This window comes from Enterococcus malodoratus ATCC 43197, from assembly GCF_000407185.1.
GTDB lineage: Bacteria > Bacillota > Bacilli > Lactobacillales > Enterococcaceae > Enterococcus_A > Enterococcus_A malodoratus.
Map to the genome: position 1 here is coordinate 290,454 of NZ_KE136483.1, position 24,809 is coordinate 315,262.

Consider the following 24,809-nt stretch of genomic DNA (forward strand, 5'->3'; position numbering starts at 1 on the left):
AATAAATCAGTCACTATTTCGCAGTGACAGTTTAATATGCTAAATGATAACGGTTGATGCGTGCTTATTAATCCGGACTAAGCCAAATTTGAATGGCAGATAGAACTTCATTCTCGTTTCCTACGCCCAATTCTTACAGACATCGATCCATTGCTTGTACTGGGTATATTTTTCTAATTCGGGTATGGTCAATTCGATCGCATTGTTCGAATTACCGCAAGCTGGAAAAACGCTCTCGAAGCGTTTCAAGGATTCGTCTAGATACACTTCGATGTCTGAATTGATTGCAAAAGGACAAACACCTCCGACCGGATGTCCAATGATCGATTCAACTTCCTCTGTTTTTAGCATCAAAGCTCGTTCACCAAAAGCCGCTTTGTATTTAGCGTTGTCAATCTTCGCGTCACCAGCAGCGACAATCAAGATATTTTTATCTGCTTTTTTTTGTTTAAAAGACAGTGTTTTGGCGATACGCTCTGGAGCGCAGTTCAAAGCTTGAGCGGCCAATTCGACCGTCGCACTCGAGACAGGGAATTCTTGGATGCGTTCGGCCATCCCATACTGTGAAAAAAATTCTTTTACAGCTTCAAAAGACATATAAATTCCTCCTAGTTTTATTAATTAAATATGATACACGCTTTACTGAACGCAGTAAATGATATTTGTTAGAATAGAAGAAGAGTTGCTTACGGGAGGAAACGGACATGAAAGAGGACAAGAAGAAATTAATTGCAAAAGTTGCTTACATGTATTACGAACAAGAGCTGACTCAGGCTCAGATCGCCAAAGAATTATCCATCTATCGTACAACGGTCAGCCGCATGTTGAGTCAGGCTAAAACAGAAGGTATCGTGGAAATTAAAATCAATCATTTTGATGCCGGATTGTTTGAGCTGGAGGAGCAGTTGAAGCACTCTTTTGGTTTGACTGCTGTCGAATTGGTACCAACGGAAAATGATGCTAGTGAAGAAGCGAAGGAAGAGCAGTTAGCGGAAGCGGCAGGGGCTTGGATTCGTCGCCAATTATCAGATGAAATGGTCATCGGATTGTCATGGGGAGCCAGTGTCGGTAACGCAGTGAATAAAATAGATCCGAAACAGTTGTCTGATGTTTCGGTTGTTCCTGTAGTTGGAGGGCCTAGCCATATTAATTCGCGTTATCATGTCAACACGCTAGTTTACGAACTGGCAAGGAAACTAAATGGACATAGTTTATTTGTGAATGCCACCGTGATTCAAGAAACAAAAGAGTTGGCCGAAGGAATCTTTAATTCAAAATATTTCCATGATTTAAAAGAATATTGGAAACGACTTGATTTGGTTATCGTAGGTGTCGGCGGCCCCTTGAGCTATCATAAAAGTCAGTGGCGGGATTTATTATCGCCAGCAGACTATGAGGAGTTAAAATTGCGGGAAGCTGTTGGGGACTGCTGCTGCCGGTTCTATGATAGCTACGGAAAATTGTTGAATGGTGCGCTGAATCAGCGGACGATCGGCTTATCTTTAGAAGAATTGGCTAGAGTTCCACAATCGGTGGGAATCGCTCGTGGAATTTCAAAGGCTCGTTCCATCGTACCATTGCTAAAAAAAGGCTATCTTAAAACATTGATTACTGATCAGGAAACAGCTCAAGAAATTTTACGTTTAAACCAGCGAAAGTAGTTTTTCATAAAAAAATGCACATTTGTGCGATTACGCTGAAATATTCAGCAACGAAAGGCTTGATACAAAGCTTTTCGTTTTTTTTATGCTATGAATGCGGAATTTTTTTTTCTGTGATGCTATGCTTGGTCTATAGAAAAGAGTAAGGGAGTTTTCAAAAATGGAATTTATGCTAGATACAGCCAATATTGCTGATATTAAAAAATTCGCTGATTTTTTACCGATCGCCGGTGTTACATCAAATCCTTCAATCGTGAAAAAAGAGGGAAAAGTTGACTTCTTTCAACATATGAAAGAAATACGTACCATCATTGGTGAACAACGTTCATTGCACGTACAAGTTGTAGCAACAGATTATGATGGAATCATCAAAGATGCGGAAACGATTTTGGCGAATATCGACCAAAAAGTTTTCATTAAGGTTCCGGTTAATGAACCTGGATTGAAGGCGATTAAGGAATTGAAGCGCCGCGGGATCAACGTGACTGCTACCGCTATCTATACAAAGTTCCAAGCATACTTAGCAATTGCGGCTGGGGCTGACTATATCGCACCATACTTCAACCGAATGGAAAACTTGAACATCGATCCGCGTGAAGCAATTTTTGAAATGGCAGAAGAAATTGCGCGTACAAAGAGTGAGACCAAAATTTTAGCTGCCAGCTTCAAGAATGTTGGTCAAGTCAATGCTGCTTTAGAAAATGGAAGTCAAGCTGCAACAATGGGTGTTGATATCATCCAACAAGCTTTAGCAATGCCTTCAATTGCTCAGGCAGTAACTGATTTTACTGGTGATTGGGAAGCTATCTTCGGTGAAGGAACAACAGTCGCTGACTTATAATAGGATTAAAAACAGACAGGTAACGCTGTCTGTTTTTTTTGCTTAAGCCAGTTGAAATTGGAGTTTTGAGCTGGTGAATGCTGCACGGGTTACTAGGTGGAACAAGCTGAGCATTTTTCAACGAGATTTGCCAGTTGAAATGCTATCCTAAAGCTGAGGTGAGTGCGATGCATGAGATTCAAAAAGAATGGGCGCAGTGGAAGTATTTTGTCATGGCGCGATCACAAAAAGAGTATTTAGCATTGCGTCAGCTGTTTTCTGGAAATCAATGGTCGGAAGAAAAAACGAAACAGTTTTATCAACACTTGGACAAAGTGAAAGAATTGCCGGTTGATTTAAAGGCGCAGCGAAATGCCTATGAACATGTCTGGGGCTATTTCAAAAAAATAGCGACGGTTGAAGAAAGGCAAAAATTTTTTGCTGTTTTAGACGGCATGACCGAAACCGAGGATAAAGCACGAATATATTTAAAAATATTGGCGGAAAAATATCAGGTAACTTATCTTTTAGAGTCTCACTTATTTGATTAAAGCAAATTGTTTCTGATTTTTTGATCCTGCTTCTATAATGGGCAGATATGGAGGGATGTATGAATGGAAACACGCGCAGTTGTAATTGAACAATATGGTCATTCGGACCAGTTAAAGGAAAGTAAAGTAACCTTGCCGGAATTAGGCGAGCATCAGGTTTTAGTCAAAGTCAAAGCTACCTCAATTAATCCAATTGATTGGAAATTACGTGAGGGGTATCTAGCACAAATGATGCCTTGGGAGTTTCCAATTATTTTAGGATGGGATGTTGCGGGTGAGATTGTCGAGATTGGTTCAGAAGTAAGTGATTGGCACGTTGGACAAACCGTTTTTGCGCGACCAGAAACAACGCGTTTTGGAACCTATGCGGATTACACGATCGTTGATGATCATTTATTGGCAAACAAACCAGACTCTGTTTCATTTGAAGAGGCAGCGGCGGTTCCTTTGGCAGGCTTAACTGCCTATCAAGCATTATTTACTCATGGAAAACTACAAGCAGGTGAAAAGGTCTTGATCCATGCTGGTGCCGGCGGTGTTGGTATTTATGCTATCCAACTAGCAAAAAATGCCGGAGCAACTGTTATCACAACAGCAAGTGAGAAAAATCATGCGTTGTTGAAAGAGCTAGGTGCAGATCAAGTGATCGATTATCATACTACTGATTTTTCAGAAGTGTTAGAAGATATTGATCTAGTATTTGATACAATGGGCGGCGATGTTCAAGCAGACAGCTTTAAAGTTTTAGATGAAAAGGGTCGATTGATTTCAATCGTCAGCCAGCCGGATGAAGAGTTGGCCAAGCGTGTTGCAGTGGCAGAAAGTATCTGGCTGCAGCCTGATGGCAAGCAATTACAAGAGATCGCAGATTTAATGACTGAAGGAAAAGTGAAAAGTATCGTTGGACATACTTATCCACTTACGGCAGAAGGCGTAAAAGAAGCACATGAATTGAGTGCGACTCATCACGCAAAAGGAAAAATTGTTTTAATCAATGACTAAAAGTAAAAGGTTGTACCAGAAATTTTGGTACAACCTTTTTTTCTGGATTTGACAGTAGATATATTTCTCGGTATCGTTAAAACGAAATGAAAACGCTTCTATTGAATAGGACATTAAATAAGGAGGAATAGTATGAGTGAAATTACAAACAGTATTGCCTTTTTAAAAAAGCAGAAATGGATTGATTTGAGTCACAGTATTTATGGTGGGATACCTTATTTCCAATCATTTCAACCAATGCAGGAAAAAACACTAGTAACGGTTAAGAAAGATGGCTTCTTCGCGAAAGAATATCAGTTAGTCACGCAATATGGGACACATATCGATGCACCTGTACATTTTGTCGAGGAGCGTGCTTCTGTCGATCAATTGCCGATCAATGATTTTTTATTGCCGTTGATTGTTATCAATAAAGAGCGGGCGGTTGAAGAGAATCCAGATTATTGCCTGACAGTGGAGGATATTCGGACTTTTGAAGCAGAACACGGGAAAATTCCAGCGGATAGCTTTGTAGCGTTTGCAAGCGGCTGGTCTAAACGCTGGCAAGACCCAGAGGCTTTTTACAATGTTGATCAAACTGGGCAGGCGCATACACCAGGCTGGTCGCTAGAAGCTCTGAAATTTTTACATGAAGAACGCAAGGTGACAGCAGTGGGTCATGAAACATTGGATACTGATTCGGCCGTTGATTGTACAAAAAATGCGGGATTAATTGGTGAACTGTACTGGTTGCAGCAAGATAAATTTCAGGTGGAAGTGTTGAATCGACTGACAGAGCTTCCGCCAATTGGCGGCGCAATTTCGATTGGGGTGCCGAAAGTCAAAGATGCTCCAGGTTTTAATGTCCGTGCTATTGCTATCGTTCCAGCAGAATGAAGGGCCTGAAACAGCAGAAAAACAAGGTCTCGTTTAAAAAACGAAACCTTGTTTTTTTAGAAATTCGCTGGTGTTTTGACGTCGTGGAAATTCAAAATGTTGATGAACCTTTTCCGACCAGTTGGTTTCTTGTACATTGGAACGGCGTCCTTGATAATAAGCCGTAGTTTCTTCGTCGTAACTATTGATTAATTCAGGAGTCAGTGATCGATAAGTATTGGTTCCAAGTACAGCATTGACTGGCATTCGCGGCTTAACTTCATTTTTTACAGCGGGGTAGCCAATGAACATGCCAAAAACGGGATAAGTCAATTCGGGCAAATCAAGAATTTCCTTCATTTGAAACAAGTCGTTCCTAATTCCACCGACATAACAGATTCCCAAATCAACAGACTCAGCATAAACGGCCATTGATTGAGCAGCCAAGGTAGCATCTACAATTGCCACAACCAAGGATTCCATTGTACGCAGGTACTCCATCGAATCTTCTTTTAGAGTTAAAACATTTGCGTGCTTATTCAAATCAGCTACAAAAATATAAAATTGGCCGTTGTTTCCATTGTCTACCGGGAAATTAGCAATTTTTTCAATCGCTTTTCTTTTCTTTTGATCGGTTATTTCGATCAAGGAGAAGGCTTGTAAAAAGTTAGAGCTGCTGGCACTTTGAGCGGCTAAGATCAATCGCTCTTTTAATTCTGCTGATAACTCCTGCTGAGTAAATGAGCGGACCGACGAATGGTGGATCATTGTTTCAAACAAATCCATAGAAAAACCTCCTGATTTTGTTAGATTACTTGTCATCCTAAATGAAGGATCATAGTTGAATTTATCATAGAAAAAAAGTGATTAGAAGTAAAGAGTTCTCGGATTGTTGACAATCGATAGGCCTATTTTTTAAGAACGGAAAGACTTCATTTTATGAAAAAGCTAGGTATTCAGTATTTTTGATCGTTAATAATGGTTACACAAAAGCGTCAAGCTTCAATAAACAGAACCGAAGAATTGTAAAAACACGAACGTTTGGTTAAAAAAACACGATTTTATTAATAAAATTCTAATTGTTTTGCCATCTCTGTGCTATAATGAGAAACAATTATCTGAAGGGAGTTATGCAAATGCGTGGCGTAGTAACGGTTATCGGAAAAGACAAGGTTGGCATCGTCGCAGGTGTCAGTCAAAAATTAGCGGAACAAAAAATTAATATTCTAGATGTCTCTCAAACAATCATGGGGGATTATTTCACAATGATGATGTTAGTGGACTTAACCAATGCTGCAGAAGATTTTGAAGGGGCACGGGAACAACTTCATGAATTAGGTAAAACTTTAGGCGTGAAGATTAGTATTCAAAATCAAGAAATTTTTGACACGATGCATAAATTATAAGGAGGACTCTTTGTGGAGATCAATCAAATACTAGAAACGATTCGAATGATCGAAGAAGAAAACTTGGATATTCGGACGATTACCATGGGGATATCATTGCTAGATTGTATTGATAGCGATAGTGATCGCGCCTGTGAAAAAATTTATCAAAAAATTACTACAAAAGCGAAAGACCTTGTTAAAGTTGGTGAGGCGATTGAAGCAGAATACGGTATTCCAATCATTAATAAACGTATCTCTGTTACACCAATTGGAATAATCGCTGCGGCGACACCTGATACAGATTATGTGAAATTTGCTAAAACATTAGATAAAGCAGCCAAGGCCGTAGGGGTGAATTTCTTAGGCGGATTCTCCGCATTAGTAGAAAAAGGCTATCAACATGGAGACAAAATTTTAATAGACTCGATTCCTCAGGCTTTAGCCGAGACCGATTTTGTCTGTGCTTCTGTTAATATTGGTTCAACGAAAGCTGGAATTAATATGGATGCAGTAGCGCATATGGGACAAATTGTTAAAGACACGGCAGAGGCCTCTGATTTGGGCTGTGCTAAACTTGTTGTTTTCGCCAATGCGGTTGAAGATAATCCATTTATGGCCGGAGCTTTCCATGGTGTTGGCGAAGCTGATTGTGTCATCAATGTTGGTGTTAGCGGACCGGGTGTAGTGAAACGCGCGTTGGAAAAAGTTAAGGGTGAATCCTTTGATGTGGTTGCTGAAGTTGTGAAGCAGACGGCTTTTAAAATTACACGCATGGGACAAATGGTTGGGAAAATCGCTTCTGAACGCTTGGATGTTCCGTTCGGTATCGTCGATCTATCATTGGCACCGACACCGGCAGTTGGAGATTCGGTTGCGCATGTGTTAGAAGAAATGGGACTAGAAACAGTCGGAACCCATGGAACGACCGCTGCATTAGCATTACTGAATGACGCAGTAAAAAAAGGCGGAGTAATGGCTTGTAATCACGTGGGAGGATTATCGGGGGCATTTATTCCTGTCTCAGAAGATGCAGGCATGATCGATGCGGTTAATAACGGTTCGTTAACGATTGAAAAGCTGGAGGCTATGACCGCGATTTGTTCGGTTGGTCTTGATATGATTGCGATTCCTGGTGCTACACCTGCAAGCAGTATTGCTGCGATGATTGCGGATGAAGCGGCCATCGGAGTGATCAATCATAAAACGACCGCTGTTAGAATCATACCTGCGAAAGACAAAGTAATCGGAGAGATGGTTGAATTTGGCGGCCTATTAGGAAGGGCGCCTGTAATGGCAGTTAATTCGGCAGGCTCTGATGATTTCGTTGCTCGTGGCGGACGCATTCCTGCACCGATCCATTCATTTAAAAACTAACTGTATGCTACTAAAGAGTTTCCTAAGACAGGAAACTCTTTTTTGTGGATAGAATTTTTCGTGCCAGTCATGAAAACGTTTTGTGTTAGAATGAAATGGATGAAAAAACAGGAGTAGATAAATGAAAAATAAAACGTATCTAAAGGCAAGTTTCCGCGAAATCATATATTCAAAAGGACGCTTTATTTCAATCGTTCTGATTATACTATTAGGCACATTGCTGTATGTCGGGATCAAAGCTACAGGCCCGATCTTGAATCAATCTGCAAGTCAATATGTTGATAAGCAGGAATTATCGAATCTGCAAATCATTTCAACTGGCGGATTGACAGAAGAGGATGAAAAATTAGCAGAGGAAATTCCCGGAGCCAAAGTCGAGAGTGGTCATCAGCTTTTTTATGCAGATCGTGCTAAGAATCAAGTGGTCAAATTATATTCTTACGACAAAGCAAATCAGCAGAATCAATTAATTCTTAAAGAAGGACGGCTGCCGAAAAAAGAGAATGAACTTGTTTTGGATGTTAAAGCCAAAGAAGAAGGCTATCGTCTAAATCAAAGCTACCAGATCAACCAATCCGATCAATTGAAACGCAAAAAGTTTAAAATCGTAGGCTTTGTACAATCACCAATCTATATAAGTACGGAAGAACGCGGATTATCCAACGTTGGAAACGGCAGTGTAGATTTCTTTGCCTATTTGCCAGAAAGCAATTTTACGAACGAAGTAAAATCGGTCATCTATGTTCGCTTTGAAAATGTCCACGGAAAAGGGACCTATGGTAAAGCTTACGAAAAAATGATGGATAAAAATATCGAGAAGGTCGAAAAAATCTTCGCCGATCGGCCGAAAGAACGGGCAACAGAAATCAAAGAAGAAGCAGATAAAGAATTGCTGCCGAAAAAAGCGGAAGTGGCGGACAATCTCGCAAAATTGGATGCTGGTCAAAAAGAGCTGGACCAAGCTAAACGACAGCTAGAACAACAGGCGGCTATGATGCCGACTGAAAATCCACAATTCACACAGGCTCAAGCAGGATTAGCACAGCAGCAACAGGCACTTGATAGCAATCGAGCGACTTTAGTCTCGGCGCAGCAAAAAATTAGCGATAGCGAAAATGAAATCAATGAGTTAAAAACGCCCAGCTATTCTTATGATCAGCGAGCGGATAATCCGGGTTTTCAAGAGTATGGTGATCTTTCCGATAGAATTGCGGCGATTGCCAATGTCTTCCCAGTCTTTTTCTTTTTTATCGCGGCCTTAATCACATTTACAACGATGACTCGAATGGTGGAAGAAAACCGCCGAGAAATTGGTACGTTAAAGGCATTAGGCTATTCACGTTTTGAAATAGCGATCAAGTATATTATTTATGCTTTATCGGCGGCCGCTATTGGGATTGTTTTGGGTTCCGTAATTGGTACCCATACGCTGCCGCGATTAGTTTTTGAGCTTTCAAGTGATCGTTACAATTTCCCAGGAGTAACAGCTTTCTACTTATCACGTCCGATCATTCAGGCAACGGTCGCTTTCTTATTCGCCAGCTTAGGTGCGGCGTTACTTGTCTTGTTAAAGGAACTGCATGAAAAGCCAGCAGAACTATTACAACCGAAGGCGCCGAAACCGGGCAAACGAATCTTCTTAGAACGGATCAAGCCAATTTGGTCACGGATGAGTTTCAATTCAAAAGTTAGTTATCGAAATCTATTTCGTTATAAGTCACGAATGATTATGGCCGTGATCGGAATCGCTGGTTGTGCGGCGTTGATGGTTGCGGGAGTGGGTTTGAAAGATTCGCTTAGTTCTGTCGGTGACAAACAGTTTGGACCAATTATTGATTATGATGCAATCGTTACACTAAAAGATCAGCCGGATAAGGCGGCAGTCGAAACAATTTTTTCGGATAATAAAAAGATTACGAGTGATTTGGCTACAATGAATCAAACAGTCGAGTTGAAACAAAAAGGACAAGCCAATCAAAAATTGACTATGATGGTACCCGATGATCGTCAAAAATTTGAAGAGTATCTTCATTTAAAGAAACAAGGAAAAGCTTTCTCATTACCTAATAATGGCGCCGTGATCACGCAAAAAATGGCTGAGTTATTTGATTTAGCGAAAGGTGACAGCTTAACAGTCTATGATGAAGATCAGCAAACCTTTAAAATAAAGATTGCGAATATCACGGATAATTATTTAGGAAACTTCCTATACTTATCAAAAGACTATTATCAAAAGGCTCGAGGAAAAGATTTCGTCGCAAATAGTTATTTATTGAAAAGTAAAAGGTTAACCAATGTGGAAGAAAAAGAGTTGTCACAAAAACTTTTGGGATCAGATCAGGTGACGAATACGTCGTTTATGTCTACTCAAATCGAGACCCAAGAACATTCGATGGATAATCTCGATGGGATTGTTTGGATCTTTGTCGTCCTATCAGGTCTGTTGGCGTTTATCGTATTATACAATTTGACCAATATAAATGTATCTGAACGTTTGCGCGAATTATCTACGATCAAAGTATTGGGCTTTTATGATCGAGAAGTCACTTCTTATATTTTCCGTGAAAACTTTGTCTTTACAATATTAGGAATTTTGTTTGGTTATGGTCTAGGAATTGTTTTAACGAAGTTTATTTTAGTACAAGCGTCGATGGAGACGATTACCTTCCCATTAGTGGTTCGTTCAGGTGCATATCTCCTTTCAGGCGGATTAACGATTCTTTTCTCCGTGATCGTGATGATCGCAACGCATTTTCGTTTAAGGCATATAAATATGATTGATGCGCTAAAATCGAATGAATAAATTCTTAATAAAAAAGCGTTGACAAAAATTTTTTGCAAGTCTATGCTTTAGTCAATAGTTGAATGCAGTGAGAAGGACAAGAATTGATTTTGTACTCGCCACAAGAGAAAGAAGCCGCGGCTGGAAGCTTCTGGTTGAGGAAATCAGTTTACAACCTTTGAGTGACCTAAAAAGGTCCGGCTGATGCCCGTTACGCATCTTACGAGCCAAAAAGGTGCATACTTTTTGGAAACTTGGGTGGTAACACGTTTATTCACGTCCCTATTTGATAGGGACGTTTTTTTATTGAAAACCCTTTAGACCTTTTGTTAAAATTAGAAGAAACAAGTATATATTAATAAGCGTCTTACTGATAAAAGCGGATCGGAGTTGAGTAGAATGTCAAAGGAAATCGAAATTGTTTTACCGGATGGAAATAAGCAAAAGGTGGCAGAAAACACCACCTTGTTTGAAATAAAAAATCAATTGATGGAAGAAGCAGTTGTCGGCAGTATTGATGGCGAAGTCGTTGACTTATCAACTCCTGTTAAGAAGAATGCTGAGATTGCCTTTTATGATTGTTCATCTACTGAAGGAACGACAGCGATTTGTCAGTTAGTCAGTCTTTTGCTGGAAGAGGCCATCAAAACGCATTATCCTGAAGCTCTCTTTGCGAAGTCGCAGCAAGAAGAACAAACGATTTGGGTCGACCTGCGGGTGAAACAACCATTGAGTGCCCTTGTTTTGAAAGATTTAGAACACCACATTAAGAAGCAACTTAAGGCCAATACACCAATCGAAAGTGCGGCAATGACTGTTTCAGAGGCTAAAGAAGTATTCAAAGAAAATGAGTTGAAAATGTTCTCCTTGACCGAACTAGAATCGGATCGAGTAGTTTTTGTCTATTCTTTTGGCAATGTGACGGAGTATTTTCTTGAACCAATGGCACTTGAATTAACAACTGCTAGGTATTTTTCATTGTTAAAAGTTTCAGGAGCCTATTGGCAAGGCAATCCGGACAATGAGATGCTGCAACGGGTTATGGGTGTCGTCTTTGCTGAGAAGGCACAACTATTAGCGCATTTAGATTATTTGGAAGAGTCGGAAAAACGGAGCCACCAAAAATTAGGCAAAGAACTAGATTTGTTTATGTTTTCAGAAGAAGCCCCTGGAATGCCTTTTTACTTGGAAAATGGATTGATCATTCGAAATGAGTTACAGAAATTTTTACGCGAACTGCAAGCCAAGTATGACTATAAAGAAGTAAAAACCCCCTTAATCTTGAATCAACGTTTGTGGGAACGTTCAGGTCATTGGGATCATTATAAAAATAATATGTACTTTACGAAGGTTGCTGATGAGGATTATGCTTTGAAACCGATGAACTGTCCCGGTCATTGCTTAATCTACAAGGACCGTAAACGTTCTTATCGGGATCTGCCGATGCGCATGGCGGAGTTTGGGCAAGTTCATCGCCACGAATTCAGTGGGGCGTTGAATGGCTTACTGAGAGTTCGGACCTTCTGTCAAGACGATGCACATATCTTTGTACGCCAGGATCAGATCGAGCAGGAGATTGCCTTGGCGCTAAAAATTATTGACGAAGTTTACAAGATTTTTGGTTTTGAATATGCAGTTGAACTTTCGACTCGTCCAGATAATTTTATGGGTGAAATCGAATTGTGGGACGAAGCAGAAGCATCATTAGGAAAAGTATTGACGGATTTAGGTTATAAATACAATATCAACGAAGGCGATGGAGCCTTTTACGGACCTAAAATCGATATTCATATCAAAGATGCTTTGAATCGCAGCCATCAATGTGCGACGGTTCAATTGGATTTCCAAATGCCGGAAAAATTTGATTTAACTTATGTCGATGAAAATAATCAAGAGGCCCAGCCGGTTATGATTCACCGGGCAGTTTTTGGGTCATTGGATCGCTTCTTGGGAATATTAATCGAACATTATGCTGGTGCATTTCCATTTTGGTTGGCGCCTAAACAAGTTGCGTTAATCAACGTTGCCCAGACCCATGCAGCAGGGGTAGAAGATTTATTTCATGAACTACACGCTGCTGGAATTCGCGTGGAAAAAGATTTGCGGAATGAAAAATTAGGGAAAAAAATCCGTGATGCGGAAATGCGGAAAATTCCTTATATTTTAGTGATTGGTGATAAAGAATTAGCAGAAGGGACCTTCGCGGTTCGTAAACATGGCAGTGACACGATTAAGCAGATGGAGAAAGCTGATTTCATAGACACGCTTAAGCAGCAGATGCAAGAAAAGAACCATCAACAATAATATATTCGGTTTTAGATAACGCCGATTGTAAAATTAAGCTAGACAACTAAAAAAGCCATTTGTGCTACACTCAAAATAGTTCTGACCAAAGAATTATAAGGAGTGAGTACAAATGACCTATACCCATCTTACAACGGATGAACTTGTAATGATAGAGTCTTATTTCAAAATAAATCAATCTGTTGCGAAAACTGCGCATTGCTTGAATCGTTCAAGACAAACGATCCATAAAGTATACCTATTCTTCAAGCAAGGAAAATCAGCCTTAGAATACTATCAACAGTATAAGAAAAACAAATCAAACTGTGGTAGACGCCCGCTTGTTTTACCCGAGGAACAATCAGAATATATTCAAAGAAAGGTTGTTCAAGGATGGACACCCGATGTGATTGTTGGTCGTGCAGCGTTTCCTATTCGTTGTTCTGCTCGTACCATTTATCGTATGTTCAAAAAGGGGCTATTTAATCCTTCTGACTTACCGATGAAAGGCAAGCGTAAACCGAATGGACATCAAGAAAGGCGTGGAAAACAAGCTTTCCGCCGCTCTATTCATGAACGTGAAAAAGATTATAGCCAATTCTCAAATGAGTTTGGTCACCTTGAAGGTGACACTATCGTAGGTCTGAAACATAAAAGTGCTGTAATTACCTTAGTTGAACGATTATCAAAAGTTATCATCACATTGAAACCGTGTGGTAGACAAGCGATTGATATTGAAAAAAAATTAAATCATTGGTTTGAATCTGTACCGAAAAATCTATTCAAATCCATCACTTTTGATTGTGGAAAGGAATTTTCAAATTGGAAACAAATCAGTAATGCCAATGATATTGCCATTTATTTCGCTGATCCAGGAACGCCGTCTCAAAGAGGCCTAAACGAGAATTCTAACGGATTGTTACGTAGAGATGGTTTATTGAAATCTATGGATTTCAATTCAGTAGATGAATCTTTTATTCAATCTGTCACATCTAAACGAAATAATATTCCTAGAAAATCACTGGATTATCGAACACCTTTGGAAGTATTTTTGAGTTACGTAAGTATTGATGATTTGTCTAACTTAATTTGACAATTAAGATAACCAAAAAAACGCTGAAGTTCACTTCAGCGTTTTTTAATGCCCTTAAGTAACCACTCAGTTTTAAAACGAAAATCTTTTAATAATTCTTCTTCGCCCCATTGATTCGCTAACATGTCTGTTAAGGAATCGATTACCAGCTTCATTGAGAAATATAGAAAGCTGATCTGTTCCTCTAATGTAGGCATGGCGAAATTATTTTTTTCCAAAAGTTTTTCCCAAGCTTCAACACCATGATCCGCTTTTGGTCGATATGAAAAAAGATAGCTGTTTTGTGCTAAGAGAACTAACTGGCGATAGCGATCAGAACGTTCATCTAAATCGACGTACAGTAACAAAAATGCTTCGATTCCTTGAAAAAAATCATCCTCTTGCTGGGTCATATAGTCGATGATCTCGCCATGTACCTGACCAGCATAAAAATGGATCAAATAATCATAGGCATCGTTTAGGTCCTCAAAGTATTTGTAAAAAATTCCCCGCGACATTTGCAAAGCGCTCACTATTTCGCTGACTTTGACCTGACTGACGGGCTTTTCATAAAAAATTGTCAGCAGCAAAGCGCGAATCTCTGCTTGCCGGGTTTCTGGTAAATTTAGAAAAGTTTTTTTCGGCATGGGCTGCCTCCCCAATGGATAGTCATTTTTTCCTTTAGTATAGCACATGAGCAAAATCGGTGACATTTTGTCACCGGAAGTGTATTCTAACGTTTGAAAGGGTGAGGTAAATGTTTTTAGCTTGGAAAGAAATTCGCTATGCGAAATTAAGATATGGATTGATCGTGGGTATTATGATCCTCGTCGCCTACGTGGTTTTCATGTTGTCGGGATTGGCCAATGGTTTGGCAGATGGCAATCGGACGGCAATCGATGACTGGGGAGCATCAGCGATTATTTTATCGGAAGACAGCAATAAAATCGCCAATGCGTCACAATTACAAAAAAGTGATACTGATCGTGTAACGGCTAAAGAAAAAGCCGGAGTGGGGATTTACTCCACTGCTGCAGAGAAAAAGAACAACGGTGAAAAAACCAATGTCTCAATTTTTGGCACTTCTAACGATGCATTTGTCGTACCAAAAGTCATTAAGGGACGATTATACAAAAACGACAACGAAATCATCGTGTCGGAAAATCTTTTATCAGAAGGCTATAAATTGAATCAGCAGATAAAAGTCAATGATCAAACATTAAAGATTGTTGGTATTACGAAAGAAACGACTTATACATTGGCACCAGTGATCTACTTGAATTCAACTACCTTTAAAAATTTGAAATATGGTGCGCAACCAACTGGCAATGAACCGATTAATTTGATTGCGACAAAAGGTCAAACGACTATCGATAATCAAGAAGGTCAAACAAAATTGGATAAAATGACTCCTGAGACTTTTATCGAGAATATTCCTGGCTACACACCGGAAAAATTAACGCTGAATACAATGATTTATTTTCTATTTGTTGTTGTGACCGCGATAATTGGAATCTTTATGTACGTGATCACTTTACAAAAAACATCGATCTTTGGCGTGATGAAAGCTCAGGGCGTGGCTACTAGCTATCTAGTTCGTTCGATTTTGGCACAGGCTTTTCTAGTAGGAATTATTGGAGTCGCAGTCGCTATTGGTTTAAGCGTATTGACGAGTTTAATCTTGCCGAGCGCCATGCCGTTTGCGGTTCATTGGTCAGAATGGGCACTGTACAGTGTAATTTTAGTACTTGTTGTGATGATCGGCGGCTTATTCTCGATGCGGGCAGTTACTAAAGTTGATCCCGTAACAGCAATTGGAGGGGAATAAGATGAGTGATATTTTAAGAATGGAAAATATTATAAAAAAATTTGGTCAAGGGCACACAGAAGTGACTGCGTTAAAAAATATCGATTTTACTGTTGCACAAGGCGAATTTATCAGTGTAATTGGACCATCAGGCTCAGGGAAGAGTACGTTCCTAACGATTGCTGGTGGGCTGCAATCTCCAACAGAAGGAAAAATAACCATTAATGGAGCAGATTTTGGTCAAATGAACGAGAAGGATCGATCAAAGGCGCGCTTCAAAGAGATTGGGTTTATTTTACAAAGTTCAAATTTGATTCCCTTTCTAAAGGTTCAAGAACAATTTCAATTAGTAGAAAAAATCGAGCAAGAAAAAAATACGGCAAAAATTGAAGAGCTGTTGAAATCTTTGGATATTTGGGAACTGCGAGAACAGTATCCGAAAGAACTATCCGGTGGAGAACGTCAACGAGTGGCCATCGCGCGTTCATTATTCAATGATCCGCAATTAATTTTAGCAGACGAACCAACAGCCAGTCTTGACTCTGATCATGCTTATGATGTCGTAAAACTCTTAGCCAAAGAAGCTCATGAGCGCAGCAAAGCGATCGTTATGGTCACTCATGATGAACGAATGACGCAGTGGAGCGACAAAGTTTATCAAATGAAAGACGGAAAACTTTTAATGAAAGAATAGTTGCTAAATAGCCCATTTCCTGTGTATGATAGTCTGGTTGACAATTGCTGGTTCTGCTATTTTCGGTTTCACTATGTTTGAATACCAATGATAAGGTTGCAAAAATTTTATCTTATTAATGAACTAGTAGTTTATCAGTTGATTAGAAAAATCAATTTTTTAGAAAGCAGGAAATCCATGGATATTTATTTAAAAAAAGCAGCACTTCATATCGTTGATCGGGAATCAGGCGATCCGATTTATAGTCAGAGCGAATTAGACTTAACAAAAGAATACGTTCGCGAATATTTAACGAAGAAAATTCAAAAATTATCTTCAGCTCAAACCAAAACGGGAATGCTAACAGAGGATTCAACGTTTGCTTTGTTGAGCCAACAGGCAGAACATGACTTTTTATCGGTGAGCGAAAGAATCGTGACTCGTTGGTATGAGGCATATAAAGAGAGTGAAGAGGCGCCAAGTGCGGATGCTTTTGTTGTCTTATATGAAGAAGACACGCAAATGTACTTAGCCTTTTTAAAGGTAAATTATCACGAGGGCTACACACACCTAGTAGATTCCGATGAGGCTGGATTGAAAAACGAATTAATTATTCACCGTGCGTTATTATCGAGCAAGTCCCAAAAGGCCGATGAAGGCATCGTAGTCAATTTAGGTAATTTGAGTTATGAGCTGATTGAGAAAAAATATCCTTTTTCTGGGGAAAAACGATTGTATTTTTCAACGCAAGTGATTGAAAGCCGCCCAGCACCTTCATTGGAAGAAAATGTTCGTGTTATAAAAAAAGTTGCAGAAAAAATTGGGGCGAAGTTTGAAAATCCCAAACACGATGTCATCGCTGATGTGAAAGAAGCTGTCTACGATGTGGTAGAAGAAAGCGGTCAGATCGATGCCAAGGTCGTTGCGCAAAAAGTCTTTAAAGACAATGTGTCGGCCCAAATGGCGTTTCAAGAAGAAGTCGTAGAAAAAGGGTATGTGGATCAAGCACCGCTTTTACGCGAGGTTCGCGAAATCACGGAGAAAAAATATGGTAAACAAAAGTTAAAATTATCAAACGGCATCGAATTGATCGTGCCTTTGGACGTTTATCGCAATCCTGAATTAATCGAATTTATCAATAATCCTGATGGCACAATTTCTGTGACGATTAAGAATGTTGATGAAGTAATCAATCGTCTGTAGAAGCAGACTATCAAAGCTGTTTCCAATGTTTGTTCTATTTACATGAAGAAAGTCTGAGCCCTTTTTTGTTCGAAAAAGGGCTCTTTGAAATTGAGCTAGTTAAAAGAATGCGCTAGAATAAAGAAAACAATCGGAGGAAGCAAGATGGAAGAATACAATGAATTTTTCCGCATTGGACAATATACGGACGCGGAAGCGATGACTGGCTGTACGGTCATTCTCTGTGAGGATGGCGTGACGGGCGGTGTTTCGGTACGCGGCGGTTCACCGAATACTCGTGATACGGATGCTTTAAAATCGGAAAATAATCGAAAATTTGTGCACGGGGTGACATTATCTGGCGGAAGCGCCTTTGGACTAGCCGCAAACGCGGGTGTGGTAGATTTTTTGGAAGAAAACGGTATTGGTCGGGACATGGGGATTACGTTTGTACCGAATGTTGTGGGAGCCAGTCTTTTTGATCTGCGCATCGGGCGTGCAGATGTTCGGCCAAATTATCAAGCAGGGCGCAACGCTTGTGAACAAGCCTTTAGTGGACAACAATTTCAAGCAGGAAACTATGGTGCGGGGACAGGTTGCAGCGTCGGGACTATCAATGGTGCGAAAAACGCCATGAAAGGTGGTATCGGGCTGTACACGATGCGCCACGGTAATCTTTGGGTGACAGCAGTTATTGCAGTCAACGCCGTAGGAGACGTTTATGAGGAAGAACTTGGCAAAATTATTGCTGGTGCCCGTAAGCCGGGTGAAAAAAGATCGGATTTTCTGAAGAACTTTTCCTTGAACACTATCAAAACGAAGAAGCCTTATTTGATGGAAATACGGTGATTGGTTGTGTCATGACGAACGCGACCTTTCCAAAAGCCAAGATGAATAAACTGGCTGATATTAGTCATAATGGAATTGCACGAGCGATTCGTCCGTCACATACGACTTATGATGGCGATACCCTATTTGTTTTAGGTGCGAATCAAATTGAGGCAAGCTTTGAAGCAGTTTCGATCTTGGCTGTTGAAGCGGTTCGTCGAGCAATTATTGCTGGTACGAAGACAGCAGCGACTTATGGCGATTATTTAGCTTATCAAGATGTATAAAAGAAAGGGCCAAGACGAACTTGTCTTGGCCCTTTTGAGTTTTGATTTTTAATAAAACCAAAAGACTAGCCAAGGATCAGCTAGTCAGTGGGGAAGATTTATTTAACGCGTGGTTCAGATTCTAAGTTGTCACTGATTTTCTCAGTTTGATTGCTCATGGCATTCTTCGCACGATTGGTTTGTTTTGATGCGAATTTCCCAGTCGTTTGAGCAGCACTAGTGACTTTATCTTGAACTGTTTCGCTATCTTCTTCATATTCTTCGCGCGTTTTAATATCGACAACGTTCACATTCACTTCGATTACATCCAAATGAGTCATTTTGTCGACTTCTTCAGAAATCAATTTTTTCATTTGATCATAAATGTCTTCAATGTCTTTGCCGTATTCAACGACCACATCCATATCAACAGCAACTTGCTTTTTGCCGACTTCAGTACTGATACCGGAAGTTACATCATCGCTATTGACTAATTTGTCCTTAATGTTAGAGAAGAAACCGCCGTCTACAGTCAATAAGCCGTTGACGTTTTCCAAAGCGATTCCGATGATTTTTTGAATCACTTTGTCTTCATAAGTTAATTCGCCCTTTACATCCTTTTTCACTTCTGTTGGTTTGATTGTTGTGTTATCCATAATTTCTTTCCTCCTAGGTGTATTAATGTATTAACCCTTTCTAAAAGAAAAAGTTAGTTCAATTCTGATTGTGTTAACTATTTTTTCAGGTAGTCATCTAAAATATGGTTGTTCTTTAGATAGATACCGACAACTACTCCGATAACTGTGATCAAAATCAGTAAGATCGTTTTAAAGAAGCCGATGGTAAAGAATAGCACAGCTAAGATAAAACCGAGGATACCGAAGATCATAGGCAGTTTGTCTCGTGTTAAAAATTCCTGCATCGCTGTTCCTCCTATTCTACTCGCGGCCGTGTACGTGTTACCGTTGTTTCTGTTGGCGTGGGTTCAAATGATTGAAGTTTTACTTTGATCGAGACTTTTTCTTCAGGTCCTAATAATTCCCGAAGCTTCGTCTCCACATTCTTAGCCCAACGGTCTGTTTGACCAACCAGGCCCGATGTCTTCTTCAATTGCCCGCGAACATTCACTCTAATTTTATTTTTCGTTGCTGTTACATTAACTTTTGGGTTGTCCATGAAGTCTTCCTGTTTGATACTTGTCCGAACATATCCCTCAATTGCTCGCTTGTCTAAGGCCAATTTTCCGCGATCTTCTTGCAAAACAAATTTGGTCACTCGTTTTGGATAGAACAGAATCACGAAAATTCCAATGACCGTTAAGATTGCTAGAGCTGCTGCTACCCAGAATAAATATAGCTGAGCATAATCGTTTGTTAGTACAAACTGTTGCAATGAACTAAAATCTAACGGGTTTGAAGCAATAAAGTAATAGATTGCGACAACGGATAGAAAAATAGAAAGTAAGACCAGTGAAAAAATAATTAGGATGGTTTTGAGAACTTTGTTCATACCGCACCTCCTCACTTCAATATTTCTAAATTGTTTACAATAAAATAATAAAATGATATCCCTTTTATGTAAAAAAATTTGCTTGCATTTCTATTAAAAAAACTTTTTTCGTGTAGATTGAAAGGTTCTAGTCAAGAGAATAATAATATTTACCGGGATTTTTCATTTTTTAAATTATTATAGAAAAAAATGATCGAGCAGTTTTTTTGAATAAAAAAAAGAAGTGTGACAAATGACTTTGTCGCACTTCTATTAATAAATAGTTTAACGTTCTCTCCATTTTCGATAACGGCGATAGAGGCTTTCAACGACTAGGAAAAGAATCGACAGGGCAGCAACAGAGTAGCCAAAGATTCCCAGATCAGAAATCAGTGTATCGCCTTTTGGAGATGTTTGCACAAGGATAGAGGAACCAATAACTAAGGCAGACAGAATCAAACCGATCACTAAACGATTCACCATGGCTTCTGCTCGTTCCAAAAAATTTCGCTGATTTTTTACTTCGAGGTTCAGTTTGCCTTTTCCTTTAGCAAAGGTATCTAAAGCATTCAACGCATGACTTGGGATTTTTGGCAAAGCCTTTAAAGTAGATAAATAATCTAAGCCTGTTTCCTGCAGCTCATTTTTCAGATTCAATTGTTGGATAAAATATTTTTGTGCGAAAGGGGCGACCACTTCGAACAACGATAGATCTGGATTCAAGTCTTCGATAACGCCTTCTAAAGTACCAAAGGCCTTGATCAGCATCGTGACAGAATCATCAATCTGCAAATTATTATCGTGACAGATGATTACCACCTGTGAGAATACTTTTTGCAGATCGATCTCCTTAACCGGCAAGTTCAAATAGCGATTTAAAAAATCATCCAATTCATCGGTAAATTTTTCTTCATCAAAGCTGCCAACCTGTTTGCAGATAGCATGAACAGCATTAGCGATTCGTTGAGTATCTTTGCTGTAGATAGCGATAATCGTATTGCTCATTTTGGACTGCATCTCGCGAGTGATCGTCCCCATCATACCAAAATCAATAAAGTTTAATCGGAAAGGGCGAAGCCGTTCATTTTTAGAATAGGTGACCTCGTAAGGAATGTTTCCAAATTTTCCTTGATGTTCTTTTGATTTGATCGATTGTTCCTTTTGGTTTTCTTCGTCACTTATTAATTGTAGTAGAATATTGCCGGGGTGGGGGTCGGCATGGAAGAAGCCATCTTCAAATACTTCCTTCATGAAATGTTCGATTAACAATTCACTGATTGTTTTCTTTAGTTCTTTATAGGTTTTCTCGCCCTGTACGATTTTATCGTCATCAGCGTTGATCAATTCTTTTAGGTTCTTGCCAGACATCAGTTCCATCACGATGACCTTTTTAGTGGAGTAGGCAGGCTCCATTTTAGGCGCACGAATTTCTTTCCAGCCGTTGTTCAAACGATAGAATTCTTCCGCTAAGACCAGCTCTTTTTGGAAATCCAACTCATTTTGCAGTGAAACGCGAATCTCTTTCACAATGCTCTTAAGGTCGATGACTTTGCTTTCAGGGACCCAGTTAGCGATCGGAATGGCTTTTTCAAACAAAGACAAATCTAGCTCAATTTCGTAGGCGATTCCCGGATGCTGTACTTTAACAACAACTTGCTGACCATTTTTTAATTGCGCATGGTGAGCCTGTGCGATCGAGGCAGAGGCGAAGGGCTGTTCATCAAAACGCTCAAAGATTTCTGTTAAGGGCAATTCTAATTCTTTTTCAACTAAAGTTTTAACTGATTCAAAGTTATCTGTTTTCACGTCGTCTTGCAGTTTGCGCAGTTCTTTCGTGAAATCCAGTGTGAAAATGTCAGTTCGCACAGACATCATTTGGCCAACTTTGATGAAGGTTGGTCCTAATTCCTCAAAAGCTTGACGAACTTCGGCAGGGTTCTTTTGCTGGGTAATATTTTTGACGACACTATAATGATTGACAACTTTTACAATTTGACGTAATCGTGCGGCCTTGGATTGTTCTTTCATGACAGCACCTCCGTTTCTTTACTTATATAAAGGTAAATGTATTTTTTGGATGGGAAACAAATCAAGGGTTCTATTCCTTTCTATCTTACAAGAGATTTTTCCGGGATACAAACAAGCCCCCAATTATTTTTATCAGAAAATAATTGGGGGCTTGTTAAATTTAGTGATTTGTCACGACTTGAATGACTTGCATAATGCAGTATGTGATACCTGCCGCGATTACCGGGCCAGCGGCAATGCCCTTCAAGAACACGACGCCCATGATTGTTCCAAAAACTAAAGCGACGGTTACTTCAGGCGACTGATTGATTAGCCCGACTCCTTTTGAAGACAAGACTGCAACTAAGACACCGCAGATTGTCGCCACCCAACCAAGAGGTGATTTCAAAGTATTCAGTAAATCTTTTAAAACGATATCGCCAGTAGCGATCGGGACTAGGATCGTCGCTGAGATTAACGTAACGCCCCAGTTAATCCCTTGTTTGTTTAACAAGGTCAAAAATTTATCCGAATGTGGAATCAATTTTAAAATTAGAATTGCAGATGTTGCAATTAATAAACTTTGGTTTTTAGCAATAAGAGCAATCAAAAAAATGACGCCTAAAAAAATCCAACTTTCCATAAAGGTCACTCCCTTAGTATGATTATTTGCTGCAGCAAGTAAATTATAGAATCACATTATCCTATCTCAGGAGAGATAAACTATTTCTGTGATTATCTGATCTGGAACTTTCACCGTATTTACTATACAAGATAATTTGCCAAGTTGCGACTATTTTCCGAAACGATTTTAGTGTAAGCTTTTAATAGAAGTATCAGCAGAAGGCTTTCCGATTTTATCCAGACTAAAAAATTTTTTGCCAAAAAGTATATTAGTAGAAATAAGGAGCACCAGATGAAAATAGGATTACGTACCATAAAAACGGCGGCGGCAGCCCCAATTGCTTTACTGATTGCTAATGGGCTGAGTTTAGAATCAGCCGCATCGGCCGCAATTATCACGATTTTAACCGTAACGAATACCAAGCGGTCTACTGCAAAGACAGCGTTGAACCGTATTTTTTCTTTAACACTTGCAACGATTATCGCGGCCATTTGTTTTTCGCTTTTAGGATTTCATCCATTGGTTTTTGGACTGTATCTATTATTTTTTATTCCATTATCCCTTCGTTTGGATTTAGCGGAAGGTATTGCGGTCAGTTCCGTCTTGATTACTCATTATTTGGTGGCGGGTGAGATGCCGTTGAGTTTGATCTTCAATGAATATCTACTGATGATAATTGGTGTTGGCTGTGCCTTAATAGCCAATCTCTACATGCCCAATACGGAGAAAAAGATTCAGGAGGATCAAATGGTAGTCGAAGTCTCGATGAAAAAAATGTTGGGACAGATGTCTGCATATTTAAATCAACCGGCGAAGGAAGAAGAATTGCGACAAGAGTGTTTGTCGCTTCGAGACTTTGTCCGAGAGGCGCAAATTCGGGCTCAGGAGTATGAAGAAAACCGTTTCTTTTCTGGTAACAGCTATTATTTTGAGTATTTCGCAATGCGCCGCTTGCAGTTAAAAATTCTAGCCGATATGTTGCAGATCCTGAATCGATTGACTGCCGCACCCGAGGATGTTCAGGAGTTGCGAGAATTGTTTGAATTTACCTCACAGACTTTAGCGGAAGATAATGATGGTTCGGCGATTTTAATTAAAATTTCCGAGACGGATCGACGTTATCAACAAAAGCAATTGCCGGATAGTCGTCAAGCTTTTGAAGAACGAGCGATGCTTTTCCAGCTTTTCCAACTGTTTCAAGATTTCATTGAAATCAAGGCAGGTTTTTATAGGAACAAGTAATGAGAAAGAATCAGCCTTTTGTCCCATGTAAACGGTTGATAATTTCTTTATGATAAAGATAAGAAAAACAGGTGAGGGGTATAAAAAATGAAAAAAATAGTTATCGGGTTAATTTTGGTGGGTGCCGCATTAGTAAGTATGAGCAGTATGTTCTTTCATAATCGGATGAGTAATGAAACGTTCACTACATCAAGGACCGTCAAAAAGCTGGTCGTTGATGATCGCAACATGCCAGTTGAGGTTGTTGGAGTGTCTGGAAACAAGACGCGGATAAATTATAAAAAGAGCAGAGATATCAAGTATAAAATTAAACAAACAAGCAATACCTTGAGTTTAGAACGGAAAAAGACAATTGGTTTCAGTTTCAATTTCTTCAATTTTGGCAATAGTAATCCTACAGTAACCATTGAGGTTCCAAAGGATAAGTTAAAAGATCTGCAAGTGGATACTTCCAATGGAAAACTTGTGGCAGAGAATTTAACATTGGATAATTTAGATTTGGAAACAAGCAACAGTAAAATGACGATTAGTGAAGTGGATGCTCGTACAATTGATGCAGAAACTAGCAATGGCAAAGTTGAGTTGACACGTATGAAGTTTGATGACGGATCGTTTGAAACCAGCAATAGTAAAATGGACCTGCAGGATTTGAGCTTTGGAGAAGGCGAGTTTGATACTTCTAATGGCAAGATCAATCTAATGGATTTGAAGCCATCAAAGGCACTTTCACTTAGCACAAGTAACTCAGAGGTCAATGGAACGGTGATTGGGGATAAGGATGATTTTGCGATTACCTCCAAGACTAGTAACGCCTCGAATAATTTGGGCAATCATGACAATGGTTCGAAAGAATTAGAAGTTAGAACGAGCAACGGGGATATTGAGATCGCATTTGTACGTTAA

At 39.6% G+C, this 24,809-nt stretch carries 25 protein-coding genes; 17 read left to right on the top strand and 8 right to left on the bottom strand.

What is annotated here, in order from left to right:
* Window positions 1–120 precede the first annotated feature (120 nt).
* Complete coding sequence (locus I585_RS16830; RefSeq protein ID WP_010740835.1) at window positions 121–597, bottom strand: YbaK/EbsC family protein; 477 nt, start codon at window positions 595–597, stop codon at window positions 121–123.
* Between the two features lie 107 nt (window positions 598–704).
* On the opposite strand from I585_RS16830, the gene I585_RS16835 reads away from it, so the two are divergent.
* From I585_RS16835 to I585_RS16855, 5 genes are all read left to right on the top strand, one after another.
* Window positions 705–1,661, top strand: coding sequence for a sugar-binding transcriptional regulator (locus tag I585_RS16835; protein WP_010740834.1), 957 nt, complete (start codon window positions 705–707; stop codon window positions 1,659–1,661).
* 160 nt (window positions 1,662–1,821) lie between these two features.
* On the top strand, window positions 1,822–2,502 hold the full coding sequence (locus I585_RS16840; RefSeq protein ID WP_010740833.1) for a fructose-6-phosphate aldolase: 681 nt from the start codon (window positions 1,822–1,824) through the stop codon (window positions 2,500–2,502).
* Window positions 2,503–2,669: 167 nt separating this feature from the next.
* Window positions 2,670–3,032, top strand: coding sequence for a YbgA family protein (locus I585_RS16845; RefSeq protein ID WP_010740832.1), 363 nt, complete (start codon window positions 2,670–2,672; stop codon window positions 3,030–3,032).
* 63 nt (window positions 3,033–3,095) lie between these two features.
* Window positions 3,096–4,034, top strand: coding sequence for an NADP-dependent oxidoreductase (locus I585_RS16850; RefSeq protein WP_010740831.1), 939 nt, complete (start codon window positions 3,096–3,098; stop codon window positions 4,032–4,034).
* Between the two features lie 132 nt (window positions 4,035–4,166).
* Window positions 4,167–4,910 carry a cyclase family protein gene (locus I585_RS16855; RefSeq protein WP_010740830.1) on the top strand — a complete coding sequence of 248 codons (744 nt, stop codon included), beginning with the start codon at window positions 4,167–4,169 and terminating at the stop codon, window positions 4,908–4,910.
* Between the two features lie 33 nt (window positions 4,911–4,943).
* Here the strand turns inward: I585_RS16855 and I585_RS16860 are convergent, their stop codons facing one another.
* On the bottom strand, window positions 4,944–5,675 hold the full coding sequence (locus I585_RS16860) for an NADPH-dependent oxidoreductase (RefSeq protein ID WP_010740829.1): 732 nt from the start codon (window positions 5,673–5,675) through the stop codon (window positions 4,944–4,946).
* Window positions 5,676–6,025: 350 nt separating this feature from the next.
* On the opposite strand from I585_RS16860, the gene I585_RS16865 reads away from it, so the two are divergent.
* The 5 genes from I585_RS16865 (at window position 6,026) to I585_RS16885 (ending at window position 13,809) form a co-directional block, all read left to right on the top strand.
* Window positions 6,026–6,295, top strand: a complete 270-nt coding sequence (locus I585_RS16865) for an ACT domain-containing protein (RefSeq protein WP_010740828.1) — start codon at window positions 6,026–6,028, stop codon at window positions 6,293–6,295.
* A 12-nt stretch (window positions 6,296–6,307) separates the two neighbouring features.
* The gene (locus I585_RS16870) at window positions 6,308–7,651 is read left to right on the top strand and encodes a PFL family protein (protein ID WP_010740827.1); all 1,344 of its coding nucleotides are present in this window, start codon (window positions 6,308–6,310) and stop codon (window positions 7,649–7,651) included.
* 121 nt (window positions 7,652–7,772) lie between these two features.
* The gene (locus I585_RS16875) at window positions 7,773–10,454 is read left to right on the top strand and encodes an ABC transporter permease (protein ID WP_010740826.1); all 2,682 of its coding nucleotides are present in this window, start codon (window positions 7,773–7,775) and stop codon (window positions 10,452–10,454) included.
* A gap of 378 nt (window positions 10,455–10,832) precedes the next feature.
* Window positions 10,833–12,737, top strand: coding sequence for a threonine--tRNA ligase (thrS, locus tag I585_RS16880; protein ID WP_010740825.1), 1,905 nt, complete (start codon window positions 10,833–10,835; stop codon window positions 12,735–12,737).
* A gap of 112 nt (window positions 12,738–12,849) precedes the next feature.
* Window positions 12,850–13,809, top strand: coding sequence for an IS30 family transposase (locus I585_RS16885; RefSeq protein ID WP_002330482.1), 960 nt, complete (start codon window positions 12,850–12,852; stop codon window positions 13,807–13,809).
* A 35-nt stretch (window positions 13,810–13,844) separates the two neighbouring features.
* Here I585_RS16885 and I585_RS16890 read toward each other — a convergent pair whose 3' ends face one another.
* Window positions 13,845–14,435, bottom strand: coding sequence for a TetR/AcrR family transcriptional regulator (locus I585_RS16890; protein ID WP_010740824.1), 591 nt, complete (start codon window positions 14,433–14,435; stop codon window positions 13,845–13,847).
* A gap of 110 nt (window positions 14,436–14,545) precedes the next feature.
* Here I585_RS16890 and I585_RS16895 point away from each other — a divergent pair, with 110 nt between their 5' ends.
* From I585_RS16895 to I585_RS23895, 5 genes are all read left to right on the top strand, one after another.
* Window positions 14,546–15,616, top strand: coding sequence for an ABC transporter permease (locus tag I585_RS16895; RefSeq protein ID WP_010740823.1), 1,071 nt, complete (start codon window positions 14,546–14,548; stop codon window positions 15,614–15,616).
* A gap of 1 nt (window position 15,617) precedes the next feature.
* Complete coding sequence (locus I585_RS16900) at window positions 15,618–16,289, top strand: ABC transporter ATP-binding protein (protein WP_010740822.1); 672 nt, start codon at window positions 15,618–15,620, stop codon at window positions 16,287–16,289.
* 177 nt (window positions 16,290–16,466) lie between these two features.
* Window positions 16,467–17,471: a nucleoid-associated protein gene (locus tag I585_RS16905; protein WP_010740821.1), complete on the top strand. Its 1,005-nt coding sequence runs from the start codon at window positions 16,467–16,469 to the stop codon at window positions 17,469–17,471.
* A 144-nt stretch (window positions 17,472–17,615) separates the two neighbouring features.
* Window positions 17,616–18,299 (top strand): P1 family peptidase, encoded by a 684-nt coding sequence (locus I585_RS16910; RefSeq protein ID WP_010740820.1) that lies wholly within the window; start codon window positions 17,616–17,618, stop codon window positions 18,297–18,299.
* 11 nt (window positions 18,300–18,310) lie between these two features.
* A complete protein-coding gene (locus I585_RS23895; RefSeq protein ID WP_257007101.1) occupies window positions 18,311–18,565 on the top strand; it encodes a P1 family peptidase in 255 nt (84 codons plus the stop codon).
* Window positions 18,566–18,663: 98 nt separating this feature from the next.
* Here I585_RS23895 and I585_RS16915 read toward each other — a convergent pair whose 3' ends face one another.
* The 5 genes from I585_RS16915 to I585_RS16935 form a co-directional block, all read right to left on the bottom strand.
* The gene (locus tag I585_RS16915) at window positions 18,664–19,200 is read right to left on the bottom strand and encodes an Asp23/Gls24 family envelope stress response protein (protein ID WP_010740818.1); all 537 of its coding nucleotides are present in this window, start codon (window positions 19,198–19,200) and stop codon (window positions 18,664–18,666) included.
* A gap of 77 nt (window positions 19,201–19,277) precedes the next feature.
* Complete coding sequence (locus I585_RS16920) at window positions 19,278–19,466, bottom strand: DUF2273 domain-containing protein (RefSeq protein ID WP_010740817.1); 189 nt, start codon at window positions 19,464–19,466, stop codon at window positions 19,278–19,280.
* 11 nt (window positions 19,467–19,477) lie between these two features.
* Window positions 19,478–20,053: an alkaline shock response membrane anchor protein AmaP gene (gene amaP / locus I585_RS16925; protein ID WP_010740816.1), complete on the bottom strand. Its 576-nt coding sequence runs from the start codon at window positions 20,051–20,053 to the stop codon at window positions 19,478–19,480.
* 264 nt (window positions 20,054–20,317) lie between these two features.
* The gene (locus I585_RS16930; RefSeq protein ID WP_010740815.1) at window positions 20,318–22,060 is read right to left on the bottom strand and encodes an ABC1 kinase family protein; all 1,743 of its coding nucleotides are present in this window, start codon (window positions 22,058–22,060) and stop codon (window positions 20,318–20,320) included.
* 160 nt (window positions 22,061–22,220) lie between these two features.
* Entirely contained in the window at window positions 22,221–22,682 is a 462-nt protein-coding gene (locus tag I585_RS16935) for a DUF441 domain-containing protein (protein WP_010740814.1), read from the bottom strand.
* A gap of 273 nt (window positions 22,683–22,955) precedes the next feature.
* Here I585_RS16935 and I585_RS16940 point away from each other — a divergent pair, with 273 nt between their 5' ends.
* Together I585_RS16940 and I585_RS16945 are read left to right on the top strand one after the other, a co-directional pair.
* The gene (locus I585_RS16940; RefSeq protein WP_010740813.1) at window positions 22,956–23,906 is read left to right on the top strand and encodes an aromatic acid exporter family protein; all 951 of its coding nucleotides are present in this window, start codon (window positions 22,956–22,958) and stop codon (window positions 23,904–23,906) included.
* An 87-nt stretch (window positions 23,907–23,993) separates the two neighbouring features.
* On the top strand, window positions 23,994–24,809 hold the full coding sequence (locus tag I585_RS16945) for a DUF4097 family beta strand repeat-containing protein (protein WP_010740812.1): 816 nt from the start codon (window positions 23,994–23,996) through the stop codon (window positions 24,807–24,809).

Bases quoted from the DNA above. Each gene is read 5' to 3' on its own strand.
- I585_RS16895 (WP_010740823.1), top strand. From the start codon at position 14,546: ATGTTTTTAGCTTGGAAAGAAATTCGCTATGCGAAATTAAGATATGGA.
- I585_RS16900 (WP_010740822.1), top strand. From the start codon at position 15,618: ATGAGTGATATTTTAAGAATGGAAAATATTATAAAAAAATTTGGTCAA.
- I585_RS16945 (WP_010740812.1), top strand. From the start codon at position 23,994: ATGAAAAAAATAGTTATCGGGTTAATTTTGGTGGGTGCCGCATTAGTA.
- I585_RS16850 (WP_010740831.1), top strand. From the start codon at position 3,096: ATGGAAACACGCGCAGTTGTAATTGAACAATATGGTCATTCGGACCAG.
- I585_RS16940 (WP_010740813.1), top strand. From the start codon at position 22,956: ATGAAAATAGGATTACGTACCATAAAAACGGCGGCGGCAGCCCCAATT.
- I585_RS16885 (WP_002330482.1), top strand. From the start codon at position 12,850: ATGACCTATACCCATCTTACAACGGATGAACTTGTAATGATAGAGTCT.
- I585_RS16840 (WP_010740833.1), top strand. From the start codon at position 1,822: ATGGAATTTATGCTAGATACAGCCAATATTGCTGATATTAAAAAATTC.
- I585_RS23895 (WP_257007101.1), top strand. From the start codon at position 18,311: ATGACGAACGCGACCTTTCCAAAAGCCAAGATGAATAAACTGGCTGAT.
- I585_RS16905 (WP_010740821.1), top strand. From the start codon at position 16,467: ATGGATATTTATTTAAAAAAAGCAGCACTTCATATCGTTGATCGGGAA.
- I585_RS16860 (WP_010740829.1), bottom strand. From the start codon at position 5,675: ATGGATTTGTTTGAAACAATGATCCACCATTCGTCGGTCCGCTCATTT.
- I585_RS16855 (WP_010740830.1), top strand. From the start codon at position 4,167: ATGAGTGAAATTACAAACAGTATTGCCTTTTTAAAAAAGCAGAAATGG.
- I585_RS16835 (WP_010740834.1), top strand. From the start codon at position 705: ATGAAAGAGGACAAGAAGAAATTAATTGCAAAAGTTGCTTACATGTAT.
- I585_RS16910 (WP_010740820.1), top strand. From the start codon at position 17,616: ATGGAAGAATACAATGAATTTTTCCGCATTGGACAATATACGGACGCG.
- I585_RS16890 (WP_010740824.1), bottom strand. From the start codon at position 14,435: ATGCCGAAAAAAACTTTTCTAAATTTACCAGAAACCCGGCAAGCAGAG.
- I585_RS16915 (WP_010740818.1), bottom strand. From the start codon at position 19,200: ATGGATAACACAACAATCAAACCAACAGAAGTGAAAAAGGATGTAAAG.
- I585_RS16875 (WP_010740826.1), top strand. From the start codon at position 7,773: ATGAAAAATAAAACGTATCTAAAGGCAAGTTTCCGCGAAATCATATAT.
- I585_RS16920 (WP_010740817.1), bottom strand. From the start codon at position 19,466: ATGCAGGAATTTTTAACACGAGACAAACTGCCTATGATCTTCGGTATC.
- I585_RS16865 (WP_010740828.1), top strand. From the start codon at position 6,026: ATGCGTGGCGTAGTAACGGTTATCGGAAAAGACAAGGTTGGCATCGTC.
- thrS (WP_010740825.1), top strand. From the start codon at position 10,833: ATGTCAAAGGAAATCGAAATTGTTTTACCGGATGGAAATAAGCAAAAG.
- I585_RS16845 (WP_010740832.1), top strand. From the start codon at position 2,670: ATGCATGAGATTCAAAAAGAATGGGCGCAGTGGAAGTATTTTGTCATG.
- I585_RS16830 (WP_010740835.1), bottom strand. From the start codon at position 597: ATGTCTTTTGAAGCTGTAAAAGAATTTTTTTCACAGTATGGGATGGCC.
- I585_RS16935 (WP_010740814.1), bottom strand. From the start codon at position 22,682: ATGGAAAGTTGGATTTTTTTAGGCGTCATTTTTTTGATTGCTCTTATT.
- amaP (WP_010740816.1), bottom strand. From the start codon at position 20,053: ATGAACAAAGTTCTCAAAACCATCCTAATTATTTTTTCACTGGTCTTA.
- I585_RS16930 (WP_010740815.1), bottom strand. From the start codon at position 22,060: ATGAAAGAACAATCCAAGGCCGCACGATTACGTCAAATTGTAAAAGTT.